This is a genomic window from Chryseobacterium viscerum (genome assembly GCF_025949665.1).
In the GTDB taxonomy this organism is placed as follows: Bacteria; Bacteroidota; Bacteroidia; order Flavobacteriales; family Weeksellaceae; genus Chryseobacterium; species Chryseobacterium viscerum_A.
Genome location: NZ_JAPDFT010000001.1, coordinates 1,657,156 through 1,680,772 on the forward strand (window position 1 = coordinate 1,657,156; position 23,617 = coordinate 1,680,772).

At 35.4% G+C, this 23,617-nt stretch carries 25 protein-coding genes and 1 other RNA gene; 21 read left to right on the forward strand and 5 right to left on the reverse strand.

The window, feature by feature from the left end:
- The first annotated feature begins 73 nt into the window (after nucleotides 1–73).
- The 4 genes from menA (at nucleotide 74) to OL225_RS07520 (ending at nucleotide 2,519) form a co-directional block, all read left to right on the forward strand.
- Complete coding sequence (gene menA / locus OL225_RS07505) at nucleotides 74–1,003, forward strand: 1,4-dihydroxy-2-naphthoate octaprenyltransferase (RefSeq protein WP_264517814.1); 930 nt, start codon at nucleotides 74–76, stop codon at nucleotides 1,001–1,003.
- Nucleotides 1,004–1,020: 17 nt separating this feature from the next.
- The gene (locus OL225_RS07510) at nucleotides 1,021–1,467 is read left to right on the forward strand and encodes an SRPBCC family protein (protein ID WP_264517815.1); all 447 of its coding nucleotides are present in this window, start codon (nucleotides 1,021–1,023) and stop codon (nucleotides 1,465–1,467) included.
- 5 nt (nucleotides 1,468–1,472) lie between these two features.
- On the forward strand, nucleotides 1,473–1,760 hold the full coding sequence (locus OL225_RS07515) for a hypothetical protein (RefSeq protein WP_264517816.1): 288 nt from the start codon (nucleotides 1,473–1,475) through the stop codon (nucleotides 1,758–1,760).
- Between the two features lie 72 nt (nucleotides 1,761–1,832).
- On the forward strand, nucleotides 1,833–2,519 hold the full coding sequence (locus OL225_RS07520) for a metal-dependent hydrolase (protein ID WP_121487943.1): 687 nt from the start codon (nucleotides 1,833–1,835) through the stop codon (nucleotides 2,517–2,519).
- Nucleotides 2,520–2,636: 117 nt separating this feature from the next.
- Here OL225_RS07520 and ffs read toward each other — a convergent pair.
- Nucleotides 2,637–2,734, reverse strand: an RNA gene (ffs, locus tag OL225_RS07525) — signal recognition particle sRNA small type.
- A gap of 130 nt (nucleotides 2,735–2,864) precedes the next feature.
- Between ffs and OL225_RS07530 the strand changes: the two genes are divergently transcribed.
- The 12 genes from OL225_RS07530 to OL225_RS07585 all read left to right on the forward strand — a co-directional run bounded on the left by OL225_RS07530 (nucleotide 2,865) and on the right by OL225_RS07585 (nucleotide 14,209).
- Nucleotides 2,865–3,467, forward strand: a complete 603-nt coding sequence (locus tag OL225_RS07530; RefSeq protein ID WP_047374506.1) for a DUF4199 domain-containing protein — start codon at nucleotides 2,865–2,867, stop codon at nucleotides 3,465–3,467.
- 16 nt (nucleotides 3,468–3,483) lie between these two features.
- On the forward strand, nucleotides 3,484–4,434 hold the full coding sequence (locus OL225_RS07535; RefSeq protein WP_264517817.1) for a glycosyltransferase family 2 protein: 951 nt from the start codon (nucleotides 3,484–3,486) through the stop codon (nucleotides 4,432–4,434).
- A gap of 436 nt (nucleotides 4,435–4,870) precedes the next feature.
- Nucleotides 4,871–5,572 (forward strand): GIN domain-containing protein, encoded by a 702-nt coding sequence (locus tag OL225_RS07540; RefSeq protein ID WP_047374512.1) that lies wholly within the window; start codon nucleotides 4,871–4,873, stop codon nucleotides 5,570–5,572.
- A 64-nt stretch (nucleotides 5,573–5,636) separates the two neighbouring features.
- A complete protein-coding gene (locus tag OL225_RS07545; RefSeq protein WP_264517818.1) occupies nucleotides 5,637–7,352 on the forward strand; it encodes a phospho-sugar mutase in 1,716 nt (571 codons plus the stop codon).
- A gap of 17 nt (nucleotides 7,353–7,369) precedes the next feature.
- Complete coding sequence (locus tag OL225_RS07550) at nucleotides 7,370–8,281, forward strand: hypothetical protein (RefSeq protein ID WP_264517819.1); 912 nt, start codon at nucleotides 7,370–7,372, stop codon at nucleotides 8,279–8,281.
- Nucleotides 8,282–8,309: 28 nt separating this feature from the next.
- Nucleotides 8,310–9,563, forward strand: a complete 1,254-nt coding sequence (locus tag OL225_RS07555) for a pyridoxal phosphate-dependent aminotransferase (RefSeq protein WP_264517820.1) — start codon at nucleotides 8,310–8,312, stop codon at nucleotides 9,561–9,563.
- Nucleotides 9,564–9,666: 103 nt separating this feature from the next.
- Nucleotides 9,667–10,257, forward strand: coding sequence for a hypothetical protein (locus tag OL225_RS07560; RefSeq protein WP_264517821.1), 591 nt, complete (start codon nucleotides 9,667–9,669; stop codon nucleotides 10,255–10,257).
- 128 nt (nucleotides 10,258–10,385) lie between these two features.
- On the forward strand, nucleotides 10,386–11,372 hold the full coding sequence (locus OL225_RS07565) for a phosphatase PAP2 family protein (RefSeq protein ID WP_264517822.1): 987 nt from the start codon (nucleotides 10,386–10,388) through the stop codon (nucleotides 11,370–11,372).
- Nucleotides 11,373–11,513: 141 nt separating this feature from the next.
- Nucleotides 11,514–12,236: a 3-deoxy-manno-octulosonate cytidylyltransferase gene (kdsB, locus tag OL225_RS07570; RefSeq protein WP_264517823.1), complete on the forward strand. Its 723-nt coding sequence runs from the start codon at nucleotides 11,514–11,516 to the stop codon at nucleotides 12,234–12,236.
- A gap of 106 nt (nucleotides 12,237–12,342) precedes the next feature.
- Entirely contained in the window at nucleotides 12,343–13,005 is a 663-nt protein-coding gene (locus OL225_RS07575) for a hypothetical protein (RefSeq protein ID WP_047374521.1), read from the forward strand.
- Between the two features lie 35 nt (nucleotides 13,006–13,040).
- Nucleotides 13,041–13,616 carry a glutathione peroxidase gene (locus tag OL225_RS07580; protein WP_047374523.1) on the forward strand — a complete coding sequence of 192 codons (576 nt, stop codon included), beginning with the start codon at nucleotides 13,041–13,043 and terminating at the stop codon, nucleotides 13,614–13,616.
- A 77-nt stretch (nucleotides 13,617–13,693) separates the two neighbouring features.
- Nucleotides 13,694–14,209 carry a VOC family protein gene (locus OL225_RS07585; protein WP_319800573.1) on the forward strand — a complete coding sequence of 172 codons (516 nt, stop codon included), beginning with the start codon at nucleotides 13,694–13,696 and terminating at the stop codon, nucleotides 14,207–14,209.
- Nucleotides 14,210–14,327: 118 nt separating this feature from the next.
- On the opposite strand, the gene OL225_RS07590 is transcribed toward OL225_RS07585, so the two are convergent.
- Nucleotides 14,328–14,984, reverse strand: a complete 657-nt coding sequence (locus OL225_RS07590) for an NAD(P)H-binding protein (RefSeq protein ID WP_264517824.1) — start codon at nucleotides 14,982–14,984, stop codon at nucleotides 14,328–14,330.
- Between the two features lie 112 nt (nucleotides 14,985–15,096).
- Here OL225_RS07590 and OL225_RS07595 point away from each other — a divergent pair, with 112 nt between their 5' ends.
- Together OL225_RS07595 and OL225_RS07600 are read left to right on the forward strand one after the other, a co-directional pair.
- A complete protein-coding gene (locus OL225_RS07595) occupies nucleotides 15,097–15,450 on the forward strand; it encodes an MmcQ/YjbR family DNA-binding protein (protein WP_264517825.1) in 354 nt (117 codons plus the stop codon).
- Between the two features lie 82 nt (nucleotides 15,451–15,532).
- On the forward strand, nucleotides 15,533–16,024 hold the full coding sequence (locus OL225_RS07600) for a hypothetical protein (protein ID WP_264517826.1): 492 nt from the start codon (nucleotides 15,533–15,535) through the stop codon (nucleotides 16,022–16,024).
- A 16-nt stretch (nucleotides 16,025–16,040) separates the two neighbouring features.
- Here OL225_RS07600 and OL225_RS07605 read toward each other — a convergent pair whose 3' ends face one another.
- Entirely contained in the window at nucleotides 16,041–17,087 is a 1,047-nt protein-coding gene (locus OL225_RS07605; protein WP_047374532.1) for an acyltransferase family protein, read from the reverse strand.
- The gene (locus OL225_RS07610) at nucleotides 17,071–17,997 is read right to left on the reverse strand and encodes a bifunctional riboflavin kinase/FAD synthetase (RefSeq protein ID WP_047374535.1); all 927 of its coding nucleotides are present in this window, start codon (nucleotides 17,995–17,997) and stop codon (nucleotides 17,071–17,073) included. Before OL225_RS07610 ends, OL225_RS07605 begins: the two co-directional genes overlap by 17 nt.
- 216 nt (nucleotides 17,998–18,213) lie before the next feature.
- Between OL225_RS07610 and atpD the strand changes: the two genes are divergently transcribed.
- The 3 genes from atpD to OL225_RS07625 all read left to right on the forward strand — a co-directional run bounded on the left by atpD (nucleotide 18,214) and on the right by OL225_RS07625 (nucleotide 20,989).
- Nucleotides 18,214–19,722, forward strand: a complete 1,509-nt coding sequence (gene atpD / locus OL225_RS07615) for a F0F1 ATP synthase subunit beta (RefSeq protein ID WP_047374540.1) — start codon at nucleotides 18,214–18,216, stop codon at nucleotides 19,720–19,722.
- 88 nt (nucleotides 19,723–19,810) lie between these two features.
- The gene (locus OL225_RS07620) at nucleotides 19,811–20,092 is read left to right on the forward strand and encodes a FoF1 ATP synthase subunit delta/epsilon (protein WP_047374542.1); all 282 of its coding nucleotides are present in this window, start codon (nucleotides 19,811–19,813) and stop codon (nucleotides 20,090–20,092) included.
- A gap of 78 nt (nucleotides 20,093–20,170) precedes the next feature.
- The gene (locus OL225_RS07625) at nucleotides 20,171–20,989 is read left to right on the forward strand and encodes a hypothetical protein (RefSeq protein ID WP_047374543.1); all 819 of its coding nucleotides are present in this window, start codon (nucleotides 20,171–20,173) and stop codon (nucleotides 20,987–20,989) included.
- Between the two features lie 336 nt (nucleotides 20,990–21,325).
- On the opposite strand, the gene OL225_RS07630 is transcribed toward OL225_RS07625, so the two are convergent.
- A complete protein-coding gene (locus tag OL225_RS07630) occupies nucleotides 21,326–23,515 on the reverse strand; it encodes a B12-binding domain-containing radical SAM protein (protein WP_264517827.1) in 2,190 nt (729 codons plus the stop codon).
- Nucleotides 23,516–23,617: the final 102 nt, after the last annotated feature.

The window sequence follows — 23,617 nt, forward strand, 5'->3', positions numbered from 1 at the left end:
AAAGTATTAATGATATAAGTATCGTTTTTATCATTTTACATGAATACATTTTACATGAATACAAAAAAATAATATGACGGATTGGATAAAAGCCGCTAGGCTAAGAACTTTACCGCTTTCCCTAAGCGGAATTATTATGGGAGCTTTCATCGCAAAGTGGAGACTTTACGGAGAAGGTGGAACCTGGGACTGGAAGATTTTTGCACTCGCTCTTTTGGTGACCCTTTTGTACCAAATTTTATCAAATTATGCCAATGATTATGGTGACGGAGTAAAAGGGACTGACGCCAAAAGAATCAATGAAGCTGAAGCAAGAGCGGTAGCATCAGGAAAAATTACGGCAAAACAGATGAAAAATGCAGTGATTCTTTTCGCAGCATTATCTTTCATTGCAACTATTGCACTGTTGTACGTTGCTTTCATTCCAAACTATATGAATGAATTTTATATTTTCATAGGATTAGGAGTGGCAAGTATTCTGGCAGCGATTGGGTATACAGTGGGTAAAAAACCTTATGGGTACATGGGACTGGGAGATATTTTCGTGTTTATCTTTTTCGGACTTGTTTCCGTATGTGGAAGTTACTTTTTATTCACCAAAACTTTCAGCTGGGATATGCTGTTACCTGGAACAGCTGTTGGAATGATGAGTATGGCGGTTCTTAACCTGAATAATATGAGAGATATTGAAAGCGATAAACTATCAGGAAAAAACAGCTTTGCATTGAGAATAGGATTCAGAAATGCAATGATCTATGAAATGGTCCTGTTGCAGCTTCCTTTATTACTGATTCTTGCGTTTTTAGGAATAAACGGATTTATGCAGCAGCAAAACTATTATGTTTTCATCGTAATGATTCTGTTATTTCCACTCTCAAAACTGAGAAGAAAGATTTTATCGGTAAAAGAACCAAAAGAATTAGATCAGTATTTAAAGCAGGTGGGGATCATGACGTTTGTAATGGCCATTCTTACGGCAGCCGGATTGAATTTATTTAACTAAATCTAAAATATTACATCATGAGTTCTAATGTCTATGTTGAAGCTCAAATGCTTATCAGAAAACCGGTTGAAGATGTTTTTGAAGCATTTATCAACCCTGAAATAACAACTAACTTCTGGTTCACAAAATCTACCGGAAAATTAGAAGAAGGAAAAACGATTACCTGGGAATGGGAAATGTACGGCGTGAAAAACGTAGTAAATGTACATCAGATTATTCCGAATCAGCTGATCAAAACAGAGTGGGGCGAGCCTTCAGTAAATGTAGACTATGAGTTCAAAACCATGGAAAAAGGAACTCTTGTTATCATTAAAAGTTATGGATTTAGCCAGACAGGTGAAGATCTGTTAAAAGTGATTAATGACAATACAGGAGGTTTTACGACAGTTTTAGACGGTTGTAAAGCTTATCTGGAACATGGAATTAATCTCAATTTAATTGAAGATAAATTCCCGCAGAAATAGAAATCATGAAGACTGCTTTAAAGATAACTTCTTTTCTGTCAATTGTTTTAGCTTTATTACTTATTTATTATTTGATTGAAGAGCTAGGGAGCGGAATGTCAGTTTTTGAAATTGATTTTATTCCGGCCTTCATTACTTTAATTATCATTGCCAATGCTGTTTTAGCTTTTTATGTGTTAATCGGTAAATTGCAAGTAATGAAGCCACTATTGGTTCTCCAGATTTTAATAATAATACCAACATGTCTGTTGGTATATGAGTTTTTTTTAAAGCCCCCAATGGGGTGTTCTTAAATTAAAAAAGATGTTTCTTTCAATTAGGTTGATGAATCATTTTTTTTCAAAAATTTTAAAACTAAATTTAAAATGAAAATACAATTCTTAGGGCAAAATTGTTTCCTGTTCACGTACAAGGATAAAACAATTTTGAGTGACCCTTTTTACAACTACAAAAAAGCAGAATCAGGTTTTGATATTGCTGCTCAAAAAATCGACTACATCCTGTTGACCCATGCGCACGGTGATCATATTGCCGATGTAGCAGAGGTGTTGCAGCATTATCCGGAAGCTACCATTATTGGTGTACCGGAAGTATGCGGTTACTTCCAACAAGCAAAGAATAGAGACGATGTGAACTTAGGGGGATCGGCAAAAATCGATGATCTTAAAATTTCCATGGTTCCAGCTCACCATACAAGTTCTTTCCCGGACGGAAGCTACGGAGGCGTTCCTGTAGGGTATATCTTCAGACTTCCTGAAGGCAAGAACATCTATTTGGCTGGAGATACAGGAGTAATGGCTGATATGGAGCTGTTCCCGAGATTATACGGAAACATTGATCTTTCTATCCTTCCAATCGGGAGCCACTATACAATGTGCCCTAGAAAAGCTTCTTTTGCAGCGGCAGAACTGTTGAAAACTCCAAAAGTAATCGGATGTCACTTTGATACTTTCCCTGCCATTGAAATCAATCACGAAAGTGCATTAAAGCATTTTGCAGATAAAAATGTAGAACTTGTTTTACCAAAATTGGGTGAGACATTCGAATTTTAATCAATAACTGAACCGGAGGTAATCTGAAAATTAGAAAAATGAAAATGATGCATAAGGTATTAAAAACAAAAAAAGATAATTATCAAATTACCTCTCTTCTTACTTTAAATCAAAAAAAAATGGCAAGCTACCTAAATCACACCGCTACGACCGATTACCTTTGCTGCGTTCCCACCCTGGAGGATTCTCAGGAGCTGGTTGTTTAGGACTTGCCGTTGCAAAGGTAGGAATATTTTATAAACTTCAAAACTTTATTAAAGAAAATTAGTCGAAAAAATGCAGTGGTAAAGCTAAACGCCTGACATTTAGAGGGAAAATTTTTCAACTTTTTCTAAAAATTTAAATATGACGAAAAGTCCATCAACACTAGGAATTATACTTTTTATCGCTACAATGATCGTTTTCTTTGTAGTGTACACTTTTTTCTCAGGAATCAATTATTTTGATATCTCTTTGAAAGCCAATGCTTTTGTTCTACCTCTTCTCTATGCGGGGGCTGCTTTCTGGTCTGTAAAATCTTATTGGAACAACCATAGAGTAGTAAAATTCAAAGAAGCTTTCCAAAGAGCATTCGTTCCGATGTTTGTCGGAGGAATTCTTTCTATCTTTAGTATTTATGCCTTTTTAAACTTTGTAGATCCGGCGGCAAAAAAACTGTTGAACTACCAATATGTTCAGAGACAAAAATCAGAACTGGATACAGAATATACCTCTGCAAGAAAAATTCTGAAGCATCAGAAAGATATTGATGAGCTGGATCAGAAGTACAAAGAAAGATTACAAAGCTTCACTCCGGAGGCGGTTAAAGGAAAAGATATGCTTACCGCAAGTCATTTTTCAGGATATTTTGCAGCAATTCTTATATTTTACGTAGTTTTGTCGGTGTTTTTTGGAGCGTTTTTCAGAACAAGAACAATACATCAGCCCGAAGAAACAAATCAAGCCTAATTTTTATTAAAATTAAATGAATTTATCTATAGTTATTCCGTTACTGAACGAAGAAGACTCTTTGGAAGAGCTTTTTTCAAGAATTGATAAAGTATGCACAACCAGTAATTTATCTTATGAAATCTGGTTTGTAGACGATGGAAGTACGGATTTGTCGTGGAGTATTATTGAGAATATGAAAGTACAGTATCCTCAGATCCACGCTATTAAATTTTCCAGAAATTATGGAAAATCTCAGGCCCTTCATGCAGCCTTTGAAAGAACAAACGGAGATGTGGTAATTACCATGGATGCCGATTTACAGGATTTCCCTGAAGAGATTCCGGAACTGTACAATATGGTAGTCCATGATAACTACGATATCGTTTCCGGTTGGAAGAAGAAGCGTTTTGACAATGTAATGACGAAAAATATTCCTTCAAAATTATTCAATGCAGCGGCGAGAAAAGTTTCAGGAGTGTATCTTCACGATTTCAACTGTGGTTTGAAAGCTTACAAAAAGCAGGTCGTAAAATCCGTTGATGTTTACGGAGATATGCACCGTTATATTCCGGTATTGGCTGCCAATGCAGGTTTCAGAAGAATCACAGAAAAAGAAGTACAACACCAGGCAAGACCTTACGGAACTTCAAAATTCGGAACTGAAAGATTTGTAAGAGGTTTTCTGGATTTGATAACCCTTTGGTTTGTAAGTCGTTTCGGAGGAAGACCAATGCATTTCTTCGGAGCAGTAGGAACCTTAATGTTTATTGTTGGTTTTCTTTCAGCACTTTGGCTGGGGATTTCTAAACTGATTGACGTTGCAAGAGGAATTTACGGACATTTAATTACCAATAATCCTTGGTTCTTCATCGCATTAACAATGATGATTCTGGGAAGCCTTCTTTTTGTTGCAGGATTCTTAGGAGAAATGATTATCAGAACAAACCGCGAACACAAGAATTATAATATTGACGAAGTGATATAAAAACAAATTACGTTTCATTGTAAATATGTTGAAAACTAATCTGTTAATGTAAACATCCAGTCAATATATGACAATTCCCATCCTTTGGAGGGGTGTCAAAAATTCAAAAAAATTTTGACGGGGTGGTTAACTGAGCAACAATAACTTCAATCCTAATAAATAAAAAGCACCCTGTTTTTACAGGGTGCTTTTTTGTATTTTTGAAATTATCAGATAAAAAGTAAAAGAAAGAGAGAATAAGAAATAGTCTTTCCTGAAAAGCAGAAAATTGAAAATTATCAGGTATTTTATTGTCAAAAGACAAAGTTTTTTAGAAATTTTAATCCTATTTTTGTTCAAAATAATATTGAAAGTCCTGTAAGAGACATAAAAAAAGCTTTCAGAGATTTTCAGTAAAGATCGTTGCGATTATAATATAGAATATTTAAAATTAAATATGAAAAAAGTTGTATACACATTAATGCTGATGGCAGTAGTTTCCTGTGGGAAAGTTTCTCCAAAGGGAAATATTGAAAAGAAAGATGTGGATGTTTCGGAGTTCGTCAATCTGGATCTGGAAGGGAAATTCCGTGTATTTTATGCCAGAGGTCCGAAAAATTTTGTAGAAATAGAGACTTATCCTAACGTGGCTAATAATCTTGATGTAGATGTAAAAGACAAGACACTTTTCATCAAAGAAAAAAGAGGTACAAAGGGAGTTGATTTTTATAACGTGACGATTTATTCAAAATATAATCTTGAAAAAGTAGCCGTTTCCGATTCTGTTGAAGTGAATATTTCAAGCGAAATCAAAACAGATAATTTCAGACTTAGCATGAAAAATAATGCAAGCTTCATGGGATCTGTGAATACCAGAAGAGCAGAAGTGGAAATGCACAACAGAAGCCGCGCCAATTTCCTGGGATTGTCCAAAGATGCTGTCATAAAGATTTCAGATACAGCCAGTTTAATTGCTCCATACTGGAAAATCACCAACCTGAATATAGATTCTAAAAACGGAAATTATGCTGAAGTGAATGTAAAAGATTCTTTGAAAGGAAACATTCAGAACACGGCAAAATTTATTTATTATAATGATCCAATCAGAGCATTTAAAATAGATAAAACGACAAAAGTCGAAAACAAAAAGCTGGATTAAAAACAGCATTATTTAAACTAGAAACTAGGAACTTTACAAACTATAAAAGAACAACAATACAAATATGAATACACTAGAAAAAGCGAAACTTTGGTTAAGTGATACCTTCGATAAAGAAACGAGAGATGCTGTACAGACATTGATCGACAGTAATTCTCCTGATCTGGAAGATTCTTTCTACAGAGAACTGGAATTCGGGACAGGAGGTATGCGTGGGATAATGGGAGTAGGAACCAACCGCTTGAATAAATATACATTAGGACAGGCTACTCAGGGATTGGCCAATTATATGCTGCAGCAGTTCAAAGGAGAAGAAATTAAAGTGGCCATTGCTTATGATGTTCGTAATAACTCAAAAGAATTCGGAAAACTGGTAGCAGATGTTTTAACAGCAAACGGAATTAAAGTATTGCTTTTCAAAGATCACAGACCCACTCCTGAATTGTCTTTCACTGTACGTGATAAAAAATGTAATGGGGGAATCGTGTTGACAGCTTCTCACAATCCGCCGGAATATAATGGTTATAAAGTATACTGGAACGACGGAGCACAAATTGTTCCGCCTAATGATGAAGCCATTATCAATGAAGTATATTCAGTAAAATTCGAGGAAATTAAATTCAACGGAAATGATGATCTGATCGAATGGATCGGAGAGGAGCAGGATGATGTGTATATTGATGCTTGTATTGAAAACTCTACCTATCAGAATGTTGGAAAAGAAAATTTAAATATTGTTTTCACTTCTATCCACGGAACAACCTATACTACCATTCCTAAAGCTTTAGAAAAGGCTGGATTCAAAAAAATAGATCTTGTAAGAGAACAGATGATCCCAAGTGGAAATTTCCCTACAGTGGATTCTCCAAATCCGGAAGAGCCTGCAGCGCTGGAAATGGCAATGGATCTGGCAAGAATTACCAATGCAGATATCGTGATCGGAACAGATCCTGATGGGGACAGATTGGGTATCGCTGTAAGAAATCTTGATGGTGAAATGCAATTATTGAATGGTAACCAAACCAATACAATCCTTACTTACTACATTCTTAATGAGTGGAGAAAACAAGGAAGAATTACCGGAAAAGAGTTCATCGGTTCTACCATCGTAACTTCAGATATCTTCTTTGATATTGCTCAAAAATTTGGTGTAGAGTGCAAAGTAGGTCTTACCGGATTCAAATGGATAGGAAAAATGATCCGTGAAGCAGAAGGAACACAGAAATTTGTATGTGGCGGTGAAGAAAGTTTCGGATTCATGACCGGAGATTTTGTACGTGATAAAGACTCTTGTGGAAGTATTCTTGTAGCTTGTGAAATTGCTGCATGGTGCAAAGCTAACGGAAAAACAATGTACCAATACATGATCGAGATTTATGAAGACCTTGGAATGTATTATGAAGGATTGATCAATATTGTAAGAAAAGGAAAAGAAGGAGCTGAAGAAATTCAGAATATGATGAAAGACTTCCGTGAAAATCCTCCAAAAGAATTGGCAGGTTCATTAGTTGAAGAAGTGAAAGACTTTAAAGAGCAGACAAGTCTTACCATTTCTACAAATGAGAAAAAAGTAATGAATGATATTCCAAAGTCTAACGTTTTGATCTATTACACACAGGATGGGACAAAAGTATGTGTAAGACCTTCAGGAACAGAGCCTAAAATCAAGTTCTATGTTTCGGTGAAGGATTCCATTACTTCAGAAGCAGATTTCAGAGACAAATTAAAATCATTGGAAGCTAAAATCGGAGCTGTTAAAACAGATTTGAAACTGGATTAATATTTCGGAAACAGCAGATGATCAAAAAAATAATAGCAGTTTGCTTATTGTCTGCAGCTGTAGTTTCCTGTAAAAAGGAGACTGCAGTTTCAGATAAAAAACCGGCAAATGATTCGATTGTTACAAAAGAAGCCATAGAAGATCAGTACAAGCCGATAGATACAGCTTGTTCTCCCGCTCATAAAACGGAGGATTACATTACATCTCTTCAATGGTACCATACCAAAATCGACAAAGAAATGGCTGGAAACAGTCCGGAGCAGAATGACAAAGTATATGAAGATTATTTGAAAATAAGAGGAAAGTATACACAATGTCTGATGAACCTTCACACGAATGTTTTGGATAAATATGTGAATTATTATAATTATGATAAGGATCAGTACAATCTTCCGGACAATGTTAAAAAAATAGCTTCAGAACTAAAAAAAGCAGGTCTTGAATTCAGAGAAGTGGGAGAAGGGATTACTGAAATATGGACCATTCCGGGATATTATTCTTCTCTTTTTAAAAATAAAGTAACTCCGGATTATGAAGTTTACATTTCACAAACGGATAAAGAAAGTGAAACCAATTATGCAGCAGATGCAGGATTGATTATCGGCTGGGAACAATTAGGTGACAGACTGATGTTCTGGGAAAATTTTATGAATAAATATCCTGAAAGTAAGCTGATAAAGACTGTAAAACAAGACTATAACTACTATCTGTCCGATTATCTTTTAGGAATGGATAATACGCCTACCTACGAAAGAGAACAGGATAAAGGAACCGGAAAACTAAACGATGAAAACAGAGCGGAATTCAACAGGATGATCAAAAAATATCCGAATTCCAATACGGCAAAAAAAGCAAAAGAAATAATCACTCTTTTTGATGCACAAATGCCGGTAGATCAAATACATGAAAAAATTAATGGTGAACGATAATATTAGTAAATTTTAAATAAGAATAAAAGTGAAAGTTTCAAAATTAGCAGCGAACCTGATCGGTTCTGAAATTGTAAAAATTGGTAACGAAGTAAATGATCTAAAAGCAAAGGGAGCAGAAATTGCCAATCTTACTATTGGTGATCTGAATTCTAATATCTATCCTATTCCGGCATTGCTGAAGGAAGAGATTCAGAAAGCATATCAGAATAATCTGACGAATTATCCGCCTGCAAATGGACTTTTATCTTTAAGAAAAGAAGTTTCCAAAGACCTTAAAAAAAGATGGAACCTGGATTATTCTCCTGAAGATATCCTGATTACAGCCGGATCAAGACCTTTGATCTATGCCGTATATAAAACCATCGTGGATGAAGGAGATAAAGTGGTATATCCTACACCATCATGGAACAACAATCACTATGCTTACCTTACTTCTGCCAACGCTATAGAAGTAAAAACAAAGCCTGAAACCAATTTCCTTCCGACTGCTGATGATTTAAGACCGCATTTGGATGGAGCTGTATTATTGGCATTATGTTCTCCATTGAATCCTACAGGAACAATGTTTACAAAAGAGCAGCTTTCAGAGATTTGTGAACTGGTAATTGCTGAAAACAAAAAAAGAGGAGCAGATGAAAAGCCGTTATATTTAATGTATGATCAGATCTATTCTTGCCTTACTTTCGGTGCTGAGCATGTAGATCCGGTTTCTCTTTTCCCTGAAATGAAAGACTATACCATCTATATTGACGGTATTTCAAAATGTCTTGCAGCAACAGGAGTACGTGTAGGATGGGGATTCGGACCTGCTCATATCCTTGATAAAATGAAGGCACTTCTTACTCACGTTGGAGCATGGGCACCAAAGCCGGAACAGGAAGCAACCGCTAAATTCTATGAAAATTCAGAGAATGTAGATACTTTCGTTGAGGATTTTAAAGGTAAGCTTGAAGAAAGCTTAAAAGTTCTTCACAACGGAGTTCAGGATTTAAAAGGAAAAGGTCTTTCAGTAGACAGTATCGAACCTATGGGAGCTCTTTATCTTACCATTAAGTTAGACTATATCGGGAAAACGAAACCGGATGGAGCTGTTATTGAAAACTCTTCAGATCTTGTATTCTACCTGATTAATGAAGCAGGAGTGGCTTTAGTACCGTTCTCAGCTTTCGGAGAAGACAAATCAGAGCCTTGGTTCCGTGCTTCTGTAGGAGGATTGGCAACAGAAGAAATCAAAGTAATGCTTCCGAAACTGGAAAATGCTTTGAACAAATTAAAGTAATTCTCAAATAAAATATAAACTTCGGCTCTGCCCGGCATGACATCGTTACATAGCAATGTCACGCTGAGCAGAGTCGAAGCTTTTTTACATACAGAATACAATCATGAAACTTCCGCAGAAATCATTTCTTGAAACAAAATATGTGTTTTTTTCAACACTGGTGATCATTACAATAGTGATTTTAAGTGTTTGGCTTTCAGGAAAAGCAGATCATCGTTCATTGTTTCAGAATTCAATAGTATCAACATCTGTTTTGGCCGGAGCATTTTTCCTGTTTATCAGTGCAGGTCTCTATTCTGGCTTAAAATTAAAAGACAATGTAGGGAATATTTTAAACAAAGAAAGAATACAAAGATATGCAGATAAAACGCCAAAATTTAATGGTTTCGACTTTGATCCGCCAGCTGTAGGAGATGGAATAGGAGGTGTTCTTCTTTCTATTCTTGCATGGATTGTAATTTCCATTCTGCTCATTTTTCTTTCTTATTTTTTCGGACTTTTCTTTTGGTCAGCCATATTATTATTAGCCGCTAGCTTATATTGGGTATTTTTCAGAGCACTAAGATTGGTTTTTAAAAACTCAGGAAAATGTAAAGGAAATTTCTTTAAAAGCATTGGATTCGGACTTTTTTATTCTTTTCTCTATATTTCCTGGATGTATGGGGTTATTTTTTTAATTAAATATTTAAACTGATAATAAATTATAACTTTATAAAAATTAAATAAATATTAAAAGTTAGAGAACCACTTTGTACAACACTCACCTAGGAATTACCTTTGGGCTTTTACACACCTAAATATAATAAAGTCGAAAATTACACGATGAAAAAACTGAGATTTCTACTCTTACCAGTTTCAATATTGGTATGCTCACAAGAAGTTGATACATTGAAAGTAAAAGATCAGCCAAAGGAATCTGAGCTGCCAAAAGTACAGACTTATACCCTGAAAGATGGTTCTGTCAGAACGTATCCCAAACCTAAATTACTGGATTTTGTAACCAAGCTACCCAGAAACTTTATCAATACCAATAAAGATTTTGTAGCCAAAGATCATGCTTATTATCTGGGAGGAGCTGTTGCAGCCACTTTGATTCTGTTACCGTTTGACCAGAAACTGATCGACAATTCAAGAGAATTGGGGGAAAGATGGGGAATGGATAAGGATAATAATTACAACAAAATAGGTGGTGTCTTTAAGATCCCTAAAGATATTGGCTCTACCTTATACCTGATTGGAAATGGTTCCACACTGGTCTTGCTTGGAATTGGTTTTGGAACATATGGCTTGATCAAAAATGACTACAGAGCACAGGCTACAGCCAGTGGTTTGATGGAAAGTTTAATTCTTTCCGGAGTTTTCACTCAAACCATTAAAAGAATTACAGGAAGAGAAAGCCCTTTTATTGCAGAGATAAACGGTAATAAAGGAGGAGCCTGGAATCCTTTTCCAAGTTTTTCAGAATTTGGCAAGAATACCTCGAATTACGATGCAATGCCGTCAGGACATTTAACAACCTTTGTGGCCGGAATTACTGTGATTGCAGACAATTATCCGGATGCAAAATGGATAAAACCGGTAGGGTACACTTTAGCGGGAGCGTTGTGTTTTCAGATGATGCAAAGTAAAGTTCACTGGGCTTCAGATTATCCGTTAGCCCTATTAATGGGATATTTTATTGGAAAAACAATATCAAAAAGCAGATATACTTCATCAGAAGGAACCATCGGAAAAACAAAATATAATCTCAATTTTACGGCATCCCGTCAATGGGAGTATAATATGATAGGTGTAAAACTCTCTTTTTAAGCTGTTGAAATCTCTGTTTTGTAGAGTAAATAAGATACTTTTCACTACATTTGATCTCAAGATAAAAGGATTATCACAGCTTTTGCAAATGCTGGGATGAAACCTGTTGAATTAAAGAGAATTACTTAATATTTTTACTGAATGAAAATAATCGCTGTCATCCCTGCACGTTACGAAGCAAGCCGTTTTCCGGGGAAACTAATGCAGATTTTAGGAGAAAAAACCGTTATCACCACCACTTATCAAAACGTAGTGGAAACCGGGCTGTTTGATGAGGTATTTGTCGCAACAGACTCTGAAATTATTTTTGATGAAATCACAGCAAACGGCGGAAAAGCTGTAATGACAGGGCAGCACGAAACCGGAAGCGACCGTATTGCCGAAGCTGTACAGAATATAGACTGTGATATCGTGATCAATGTACAGGGAGATGAACCTTTCTTGAAACTGGAACCTTTACAGCAACTGATCGAAGTCTTTAAACATGATAATCAGCAGGAAATCTCTTTAGCTTCTTTAAAAATAAAGCTGTATGAGAAAGAGGAAGTTGAAAATCCAAATAATGTAAAAGTTATTACAGATAACAATGGTTTTGCTCTGTATTTCAGCCGTTCTGTAATTCCTTTTCACAGGGAAGTTTCCTATGATATAAGCTATTTTAAACATATTGGGGTATATGCTTTCAGAAAAGAAGCACTATTGCAGTTTTCAAAACTCGAAATGAAACCGTTGGAAATATCCGAAAAAATTGAATGCATCCGCTATCTTGAATACGGAATGAAAATCAAAATGATAGAAACCAACTTCGTAGGAGTAGGCATTGATACACCAGAAGATCTGGAGAAAGCCAGAAAGTTAATTTAAAATAACTGAAGAAAGTAAAGCAAATGGGCAAATAAACCTTTTCGCTTTTCAGCCTTTTTGCAATTTCACATAAATCCCCCTATATTTGAATTTATAAATAAAATTAATGAAGAAGTTATTATTAGTATTTGGACTGATATTTTCGCATATGACATTTGCGCAGACCGCAAAGGAAATTATAGACAAGAACATTGAATTATCCGGAGGGTTAACCAATTGGAAATTGTTGAATTCAGTATTACTTCAGGGAAAAGTAGTATTGGGAATCAAAGATGAGTATCCGATAAGAATTTTTCAGCAGCGTCCAAATCTTACTAAAACATTGATTACTACCGGAGGAAAAGAAACCGCAATTGAAGGTTTTGATGGTACCAAAGGATATGCAATGAACTATGCGGCAAATAAGCTTCAGGAATACCCTGAATATGTACCGGAAAGTTTTGACAATGACTTCATTGATTGGGAAAATAAAGGTTTTGATGCCAAATACCTTGGAAAAGAAAAAGTAGGAGAGATCTACTGCCATAAAGTAGAACTTACCAAGAATGTCAATAAGAATATGTATTATTTTGATACAAAGACTTATATGTTGATAAAAGAAGTGAAAAAAGATGAAACGCTTGTCTATTCTGACTTTAAAAAAGTTGGAAACCTTACTATGCCTTTCAGAATAGAATCTTCCAGTACGAAGAAAGACGGAGATTATGTGATGTTATTAAACAGAATTGACATTAACAAAGTTTTTCCGGCTAACATTTTTAAGTTTTAATTTAACTGCAGTCCTGCTGCATAAAATGATAAAAAATGAAAAATATTTTTTTACTGCTGCTTTCCTGTATAGCATTTCTGCAAAGCTGCACCAATCAAAAAAGTGAAATTTCTAAAGCCAAAACCATTGAACTTATGGGAAAAACAATATATGACTTCAAAGTAGAAAGTCTTGACGGGAAAGAAATCAATTTTGCAGATTTCAAAGGAAAAAAAATCCTGATTGTCAATACCGCTTCAGAATGTGGGTTTACCCCTCAGTATGCTGATCTTGAAAAGGTATATGAGGAATATAAAGATAAGCTGGTTGTAGTAGGATTTCCTGCCAATAATTTTGGAGGACAGGAACCAGGAACCAATACCGAAATTGGCGCTTTCTGCCAGAAAAATTACGGAGTGACATTCCCTTTGGCTGCTAAAGTTTCTGTGAAAGGAGATGATACAGCTCCGATATTCAAGTATTTAACAGAACAGGAATTAAACGGAGTAAAAAACACAACCATCCTTTGGAACTTTACCAAATTCCTGGTTGACGAAAACGGAAAACTGATTGATTCTTTTGTAAGTACTACAAAGCCTACCGATGAGGCTATTACAAAATATCTGAAATAAAGAGAAAAAAGTATATTTTTACAAGTGGGTGTTTTTACATCCACTTTTTTTATTTTTAAACTTAATCTCTGCTTCTTATGAAGAAAATAATTTTTACCCTTTGTATCCTGGCTTCCTTTATGTTAGGATTTGCTTTTAAAGCCGTTACAGAAAATAAGTCTGGTGAAACGAAAAGAGTAACCGGTATCGGCGGAATCTTTTTTAAATGTAAAGATCCTAAAAAAATGAGAGAATGGTATGAAAGCCATCTGGGACTTGCTACCAATGAGTACGGAGCTGTATTTGAGTGGTATCAGGGAGCCAATAATTCTAAAAAAGGATTTAGCCAATGGAGCCCTTTCAGTGAAAAAACAAAATATTTTCAACCTTCTGAAAAAGATTTCATGATCAATTATAGGGTAGAAAACCTTGAAAAACTTATTGAACAGCTTAAAAAAGAAAATGTAACTATTGTTGATAAGATCGAGACCTATGAATATGGAAAATTTGTCCATATTATGGATATAGAAGGAAACAAGATAGAACTTTGGGAACCTAATGATATTGAATATGAAAAGTTAGGACAGAAAATGAACAGCAAAACCACAAAATAATTAGGTGATAGGTAGTAGGATTTAGAGTTTAGGGAAATTAATAAGAAGGTTTCAACTTTAGCATGAATCATATTACCTCGCATCCCGGACCCCAAATCTCCCGCCTCGCATCTTTTAATTATTCATTGGTTTTCTCTGCAAAACAGAAAATATTTCCAAGCTTTATACTGGAGTATCCGTTACTTTTTATTTTTGAAGATTTGATCATTGCTTTTGCCAGAATATTGGTGGGCAAAGGCTTTTGGCTTTCTAATAACCCTAGTTTATTGGCAAACTTTATAATCCGGCTGCCCAGAACTTCTCCGGTTCTCTCAGAATTTGTCCGTTCAAGCATTCCCGGTTTGAAAATAGTAATCTTATTGAAGTGCAGCAGCTTTACAGCTTCTTCCAGTTCACCTTTCATTTTTGAATAGAAAATCTTTGATTGCGGATTCGCACCATAGGCTGATACCAGAATATAATCTTCTACATCATTTTCTTTTGCGGCTTTCGCAAATTCATACTGATAATCGAAGTCTACTTTTTTTTGGGCTTCCTTACTTCCTGCATCCTTTAAAGTGGTTCCCAGACACGAAAATGCCACATCTCCCTTCACCATATTTTTCCATTCTTCAGGCTTTTCAAAATTCACAATATGAACTGTAAGCTTATTATTCTGAATATCAACAGGTTTTCTGACAAAAATATCCACTTCATCAAACTCTTTGTCGTTGAGTAACTGATGTACCAGATCTTTTCCCGTGGCGCCTGTAGCACCTATTACCAGAGCTTTCATAATAATTGTGATTTTGTGAGATTATTTCTTTCTTAAATTTACTAAATTTGAATTAAAGATTAAAGAATTATATCATTTAATCATTACTGATCACTCATTACTCATATTGAATATGGATGCCAACGAAATTTTAGATTATTGTCTTGCCAAAAAAGGAGTTACGGAAAGCTTTCCGTTTGATAACGAAACCCTTGTACTGAAAGTAGATACCAAAATGTTTTTACTGATGGGGCTTGAAAGACAGCCGTTATCAATAAATGTAAAAACAGATCCCGAATGGAGTGCAGAGCTCCGTGAGCAGTATCCTCAGGTCACAGGGGCTTTTCACATGAACAAAACCCATTGGAATTCTGTAACAGCGGATGGCCTGAAAAAAGATTTGATCTTTAAACTCATTGATCATTCCTATGATTTGGTTTTTAAATCCCTGACAAAGAAGGCCCAGAATGCAGTAAATTCTTTATAAGATAGTAAGAATTAAGGTGTGGGATTTGTTATCTACGGATCAATGAAATATATAATTTAATAGTAACAAAAATAAAGAACAAATGAGAAACTACCTTTTATTATTCGTTGCAGCAGGTACATTGATGCTGTCAAGCTGTACCAAGCCGGTAAAGAAAAATACTGCTGAAAGTTCAGCTCCTGCTGTCTCAGCTGCAGAAACTTCTTCTGATCATATTAAAATAGAATTTTCGGGAACCGAGAATTTTACCATTAAAAATCCAAAACTTAAAGTAAGCTTATACGGAGCAGATGAAAAACTGGCAGATGCACCTGCTACGTTAATTACAGAAAAAGAATATGAGCAGAAATCTGTACCATTCACTATTGATCTGCCAGTCCCTAAAGATGCTGAAAGTAAGATCAATCCAAAACCTGCAGGCCCGGCAAAATATTATGTAACAATAAGCTGGGACTCTGACGGAAACGGAAAAGCAGATGAAAAAGGAGATATTTTTATTGATTACGACAAACAGTTTCCAAACGTGAAACTAAGCAGCGAACCTCAGAAAATATACTTAAAAGTATTGAAATAAATAAAAAGGCTATTCATCACTGAATAGCCTTTTTAGCAAATAAATCTTTATATCCTAATGCTTTCTTCTCAATCAGATGCCAGGAAATATATCCCAGGAGAATGGAAAGTGGTAATGAAAATATAAATAACATAACTATGTCAAGCTTAAAAAAATACATCAGCGCCTGCTGTATAGGAAAAGAATAAATATAAATTCCGTAAGACGTGTCTCCAATCACTTCTCCTACTTTATTGAGATAGGGGGTAGATCTCTCACCAATAAGAATAACCAGTAAAGGCAGCGTAATATAACAGGTATATTTGAAGATATTGAAATATAAACTGATAATAAGAACGATAAAAGAAAGCAGGATGATAATGTTTTCCGTTTTTCTATTATTGAGGTTCAGATAGGTCAATACCATACCTCCTGCAAAAAAGCACATCAGATTGTAAAAATGATTACTTCCCAGTCCTATTTTCAGAAATACTCCATATAGAAAATAAGGCTGAAAAATAGTTAAGATATAACTTGATATAAATAACAGGATAACAACAGTTTTTACAAAAGCTTTTTTACGGATAAAGAACAGCAAAGAGACCATTACATACATACTGAATTCGTAGCATATGGTCCATAAACTTCCATTGATGCTATGTTTGTAAGGATTGTTTTCAAAAACACCGTCAATACCTTTTTGACGGAAGAATAAGGTTAAATTTTGAGGAATATAAGTGTAAACGGACTTGTTCTGTAAGTAAGGAACAGAACTTTCATAAACTGCAGGTGCCAGCAAAACGGTAAGGAAAAGCACTACCAATAAGGCAGGAAAAAGTCTTAAAAGTCTTTTCCAGTAATAATCAGCAAGACCTTTGCAGCGCAGTAAACTTTTAAAAATTAAATATCCGGAGATAATAAAAAAACCATGAACTCCAAGATAGGAGAATTCCATCTGGCTGTTGGTAAGTTGGGACAAAGGATCGCCTTGAATAGCTCCGGAAAGAGCATAGGAGTGGGTAATAATAACAAGACTTGCAAAAACAAGCCTTAGAAAATCAAAATTATTACTCCTTGAAATCATACGCCTGTGTTAATCTTTTATCCTCATCCAGCCTTTCAATCAGTTTTTCCAGACCTTCAAATTTGATTTCATCATGAAGAAAATCTCTGAAGTTTACCGTAATTTCTTCATCATAAATATCTCCATCAAAATCAAGGATATAAACTTCTACAGTGAGTTTCTCCCCATTTACCGTAGGGTTGGTTCCAACACTCAGCATTCCTTTATATTGGTTGCCTTTTACAAATACTTCTACAATATAAGCTCCTTTTTTAGGTAAAAGCTTAATGGATTCCGTATCAATATTGGCCGTTGGATAGCCAATTGTTCTTCCGATCTTCTTCCCATGAACTACCGTTCCTGAAACAGAGTAGGAGTATCCCAGCATTTCGTTGGCCTCCTTAATATTTCCTGTTAGAAGTGCATTACGTACTTTCGTAGAGCTGATATTGTTTTCGTGAATATTGATTGCTTCCATTTGTTCAACATCAAAATCAAGCTCTTTGGATAATTTCTGAAGAAGTTCAAAATTTCCGCTTTTGTTTTTTCCGAAAGAATGGTCGTATCCTATAATAAGGTATTTAACATTGAGCTTATCAATTAAAATCTGACGTACAAATTCTTCTCCGGTTAAGTTTCTGAATTCTTCATCAAACTCCTTCAGGAACAGATTATCAATCCCATATTTTTCAACCAGCTGTTTCTTTTCTTCTAATGTATTCAGAAGTTTTAAATCTTCATTAGGATTAAAAACAAACCTTGGATGCGGCCAGAAAGTAAGGATAGCAGTTTCCATGTTGTTCTCTGTACCTACTTTAGTCAGTTCATCAATAATACTCTTGTGCCCGAGATGTACCCCGTCAAACATTCCTAAAGACAATGCTAAAGGCTTCTGTGAGGAATAATCTGTAAAATTCTTGAAAACTTTCAAAACGGAAAAATTTGACTGCAAATATAGAAATAATGTGCCAATGTATCAATATAACAATGGAGTAATACCTATAACCTTAATATTGCAGCACTGGTTCATCATTATATCGTTATAATACTAAAATAATCTATTCTCAAAAGCATGATAAAAATCTTTTTTTTACCAATTGCGGGTTTATGAAGAATCACTATATTTGCACCAAGAAAAAATTTAGCAATGGCAAACCAAATTAAAGGTAAAATTTCTCAAATTATTGGTCCGGTAATCGACGTTGTCTTCACAGATGTGGAAGCTGTTCCAGCAATCTATGACGCGTTAGAAATTACAAAAGAAAACGGTGAAAAAGTAGTTTTAGAGGTAGAACAACATATTGGCGAAGATACAGTAAGATGTATCGCAATGGACGCTACTGACGGTCTTAAAAGAGGGCAGGACGTAATTGGATTCGGAAATCCTATTATGATGCCAATCGGAGAGGCTGTAAACGGAAGACTATTCAACGTTGTTGGTGATGCTATCGACGGACTTCAAGATATTTCTAAGGAAGGTGGTCTACCAATTCACAGACCAGCTCCAAAATTTGATCAACTTTCAACTTCTGCAGAAGTTTTATTTACAGGTATTAAAGTAATCGACTTAGTTGAGCCTTACGCAAAAGGAGGTAAAATTGGTTTGTTCGGTGGTGCCGGTGTAGGTAAAACTGTATTGATCCAGGAGTTGATTAACAATATTGCAAAAGGACACGGAGGTCTTTCTGTATTCGCCGGAGTAGGTGAAAGAACGAGAGAAGGAAATGACCTTTTAAGAGAGATGTTGGAATCAGGTATTATCAAGTATGGTGATGATTTCATGCACTCTATGGAAAACGGAGGTTGGGACCTTTCTAAAGTAGACTTAGAAGCTATGAAAGATTCTAAAGCTGCATTCGTTTTCGGACAGATGAACGAGCCGCCAGGTGCAAGAGCTAGAGTAGCACTTTCTGGTCTTACATTAGCTGAGTACTATAGAGACGGTGGAGAAAGCGGACAAGGTAGAGATGTACTTTTCTTCGTAGATAACATCTTCCGTTTTACACAGGCTGGTTCTGAGGTATCTGCACTTCTTGGTCGTATGCCATCAGCGGTAGGTTACCAACCAACTCTTGCTTCTGAAATGGGTGCGATGCAGGAAAGAATTACTTCAACTAAAAATGGTTCAATTACTTCAGTACAGGCGGTATACGTACCTGCGGATGACTTAACTGACCCGGCTCCTGCAACTACGTTTGCTCACTTGGATGCAACTACGGTACTTGACAGAAAGATTGCTTCATTAGGTATTTACCCAGCGGTAGATCCATTAGCTTCTACTTCAAGAATCCTTGCTCCGGAAGTTATCGGTCAGGAACACTATGACTGTGCTCAAAGAGTAAAAGAAATCCTTCAGAGATACAAAGCTCTTCAGGATATCATTGCAATCCTTGGTATGGAAGAACTTTCTGAAGAAGATAAATCTGTTGTATACCGTGCAAGAAAAGTTCAGAGATTCTTATCTCAGCCTTTCCACGTAGCAGAACAGTTTACAGGTATCCCAGGATCATTAGTAGATATCAAAGATACAATCAAAGGATTTACTATGATTATGGATGGTGAATTAGATCACTTACCAGAAGCTGCTTTCAACTTGAAAGGAACTATCGAAGAAGCTATCGAAGCAGGACAAAAAATGTTAGCTGAAAACGCTTAATAATTAGACATAAAGATAAAAGATACCAGACATGAGACTTTAAGGTTGTCTGAAATCTGAAATCTGAAATCTTCAAATCTAAATTAAAATGAATATAAAAATTTTAACACCAGAATACGTAGTTTTTGAAGGAGAAGTAGACTCAGTATTGTTGCCTGGAAAAAATGGTGAATTTCACATCATGAAAAACCACGCGGGAATTGTTTCTTCTTTGATCGGAGGTAATGTAAAGCTTTATGCTAATTCTATTGATGAGGCTTTTGCTAAAAACTTTACCAAAGAAGCTGGAAAAGACTCTGTTTTTGCTTATGCTATCAAAAGCGGTGTTGTAGAATTTAATCATGATAAAGGTATTATCCTTTGTGAATAATTAAATGAAAAGCTAAATATATTTTCAAGAAAGTGTAACTTTGTGTTACACTTTTTTTATTTGTAAAAGTCTGATTGTATGAAGAGAGGCATAATCATATTATTTACAGTTCTGGGTGTTTTCCTTCATGCTCAGAATATCAAAACCAAGAGAGGAATTATCAATCTGGATGGCATTCCGGTAGCGAAACTGTCCAACAAATCCAGCGAATATACGTTTATGGATCTGAAGGAAACCCCGATGTATACTATAAAATTCATTGATAAAAGTATCGTTGATTCTGTTCGCGACAGTTATATCAGTATCAATAGAGTATACAACAGAGATAAGACAATTGAGATTGATTATTCATCACCCTCTGCATTCTCCGGTGAAGAAAAGTCAGCAGTCTTTACTTCGGTTAAGGATCTTAAAATAATTGATAATAAAGGTATCAATGTGAAAAACCTCGATGAGATTTTTTCAAATGTTCCCAAAAGAAAACTGGACACTAAAACCAAAGATGCTTACACTATCAGGAAGAAAATAGATAAGCTGAATATTGAGGTCAATAAAGTGGGAGAGATCCTGAGTAATGGCGTTCCAGTGGGATATTTTACCAATCTGCCTGTAAGTTTCGGTTCACAAGATACCATCATGGATAAGACATCTATAGATATTGAGATCTATGATGCCAAAAGCAAGCTTATCGGTAGATATATTACTACCACAAAACAATTAAAAACAGCAGGCGGAAAGTCTTTCACAATTTATAAAGAAATGTCCGGCAGAGCTTCTATCCTGAAGTTTCCAACCTACAAAGCATTAGCTGAACGAATGGCTATTATGGATCCTAATTTTATTAAAATACAGGAAAAAGTATCGGTGGGTGCTGTATCAAAAGAGACTCCTAATTAAAAAAATATAAAATTTCCAATGGCTTTAGCCAAAACTTATTGAAACCTCATTAATCTTTACTAACCACCCCGTCAAAAATTCTTTGAATTTTTGCCACCCCTCCGAAGGAGGGGAATATTTTGCCATTTCATTATGTAGTGTCAGAAATTTGGATTTGATTCCTTTGGTATGAAAAATAGAAGATTTTGTTCTTTTAAGGCAAAATAAAAATCTGTGTAATCCGTGAAATCTGTGGGAGATTGTAATTCAATAGAAACAGACGTTATTTGTTCAGAAAAATAAAAAATAAAAAAAATTCAGTAATTTCAAAAATCTCTGAGAAAAAATTGAAAATTTTTATAAACTTAAAATCACTCCATTTTCCTTCAGTTGCTGCATTGGTTTTGAGAACCAGAATAGCTCAAAATCATCAAAACTTTCCTCGAATTGAATCTTAAGTTGTTGAATAGTAGGTTTTTTAAAATTTTCAATAGAATTCTCTTCCAATACATTCACCAGCCATTCTGCTTTCTCCTGTTCCAGCTCAACCTTTACAATATTGGTTTTTAGGTGGAACGTAAGGATCGTATACGTACCAGAATATTTCTTTTTATTTTTTACGCGATTCTCAGCGATTACATTTTTGGTCAGAAAGACAACTTTTGAGTTTGCCTTCAATTGAAACTGTTCATTTTCTAAAAGACAATCGTGAATATAATCCGGGTGAATAGTTGTTCTCGGAATTTTAAAATCAAACCATTCCTGAAGCGGAAGTTCGAAATTCACTCCATGCATAAAATTGAACAAAGATTTTTTTAATCCGAAACTGAACTTGTTATGATCAATTCCGGTTTTATCCTGAAAGTCTATATCGTTATTGGCAAACAGAATTTCTTGTTTTACCGGAACTACTCCAAAATCCTCAGGGTTCATTCCAACAGGTGAATGGGCAGTCATCGCAAACTGATGCCAGAAACCACTTTGAAGAATTCCCATTTCAAACATCTGTCGAATCATTTCTAAAGAGTCAACTGTTTCCTGAACAGTTTGGGTAGGGTAGCCATACATCAGATAAGCATGTACCATAATTCCGGCTTCTGTAAAATTTCTTGTTACATTGGCAACCTGTTCTACAGAAACTCCTTTGTCAATTAATTTCAACAATCGGTCACTGGCTACTTCAAGACCTCCGGAAACAGCAACGCATCCCGAAAGTTTAAGGAGGTAGCATAAATCGCGGGTGAAGCTTTTTTCAAAACGGATATTCGTCCACCAGGTAACGACAAGATTTCTTCGGAGAATTTCCAAAGCAACCTCTCTCATCAAGGCAGGCGGTGCGGCTTCATCCACAAAATGGAATCCTGTCTCACCAGTTGTTCTGATCAGTTCTTCAATTCGGTCTACCAGGATTTTAGCAGAAATAGGTTCATAGATTTTGATATAGTCTAAAGAAATATCACAGAATGTACATTTTCCCCAGTAGCATCCATGTGCCATTGTCAGCTTATTCCATCTTCCGTCACTCCATAAACTGTGCATGGGATTAGCGATTTCGATAACGGAAATATATTGATCAAGCCTTAAATCCGTATAATCGGGAGTACCAATATCAGCCTGTTTGTAATCGTGTCTTTTAGAATTATTCTTATAAACAACTTCCTGGTTTTCGAGAAGAAAAGTTCTCTTAAATTCACTTTCTCCATTGGAAGTTTCTAAATTTTGATGAAGAAGTTCAATAGGAAGTTCACCGTCATCTAAAGTAATGAAATCAAAGAATTCAAAAACTCTCTGATCTTTAATTTCTCTTAATTCGGTGTTGGGGAAACCTCCGCCCATCGCAATTTTAATGTGAGGGTAATACTTTTTGATCCATTGTGCACATTTGAAAGCGGAGTACAGATTGCCGGGAAAAGGGATTGAAAAACAAACCAGTTTCGGCTGAATCTCTTCAATTTTTTCACGAAGAATTTTTAAAGTAAATTCATCAATAAATGTTGAACCTCCGGATAGTTTTGAATACAATTCATCAAAAGAATTGGCACTTTTTCCCAATCGTTCTGCATATCTGCTGAAACCAAAATCAGCATCAATATTTTCAACAATATAATCTGATATGTCTTCTAAATATAAGGTTGCCAGATGTTTTGCTTTATCCTGAAGACCCATATTTCCAAAAGCAAATTCCATATCATCCAGCTGGTTGAAACGTGAAGCTTCAGGAAGGAAATTCATACTGCAGATCTGTCTTGCCAAGGTGGGTGTTTTGTCCTGTAAAAACAGAATAACCTGATCTATGGTTTTGATGTATTCTTCTCTTAAGGCATAGATTCTCTGAGAATTTTCAGACGTATCCTGAGGATCAATTTTTTTGCTGAAAACCTTCTGAATTCCGTCTTTTGAGAATAATTCCAAAATAACATCGATCCCCAAATCTACCTGATAACTGGAAATATTTTGGGTATTTAAAAATCCTTTAATATAAGCCGTTGCAGGATAAGGAGTATTAAGTTGGGTAAAAGGCGGAGTAATAAGAAGCAGGTCTTTCAACAGAAATTTTTTGCAAAGTTATTCTAAAGTTTTTTTAGAAAAAAATTTTTTCTCCTGATTATAAACAGTGATGCACCCCATAGGAAACTAAAGTGGGATGGT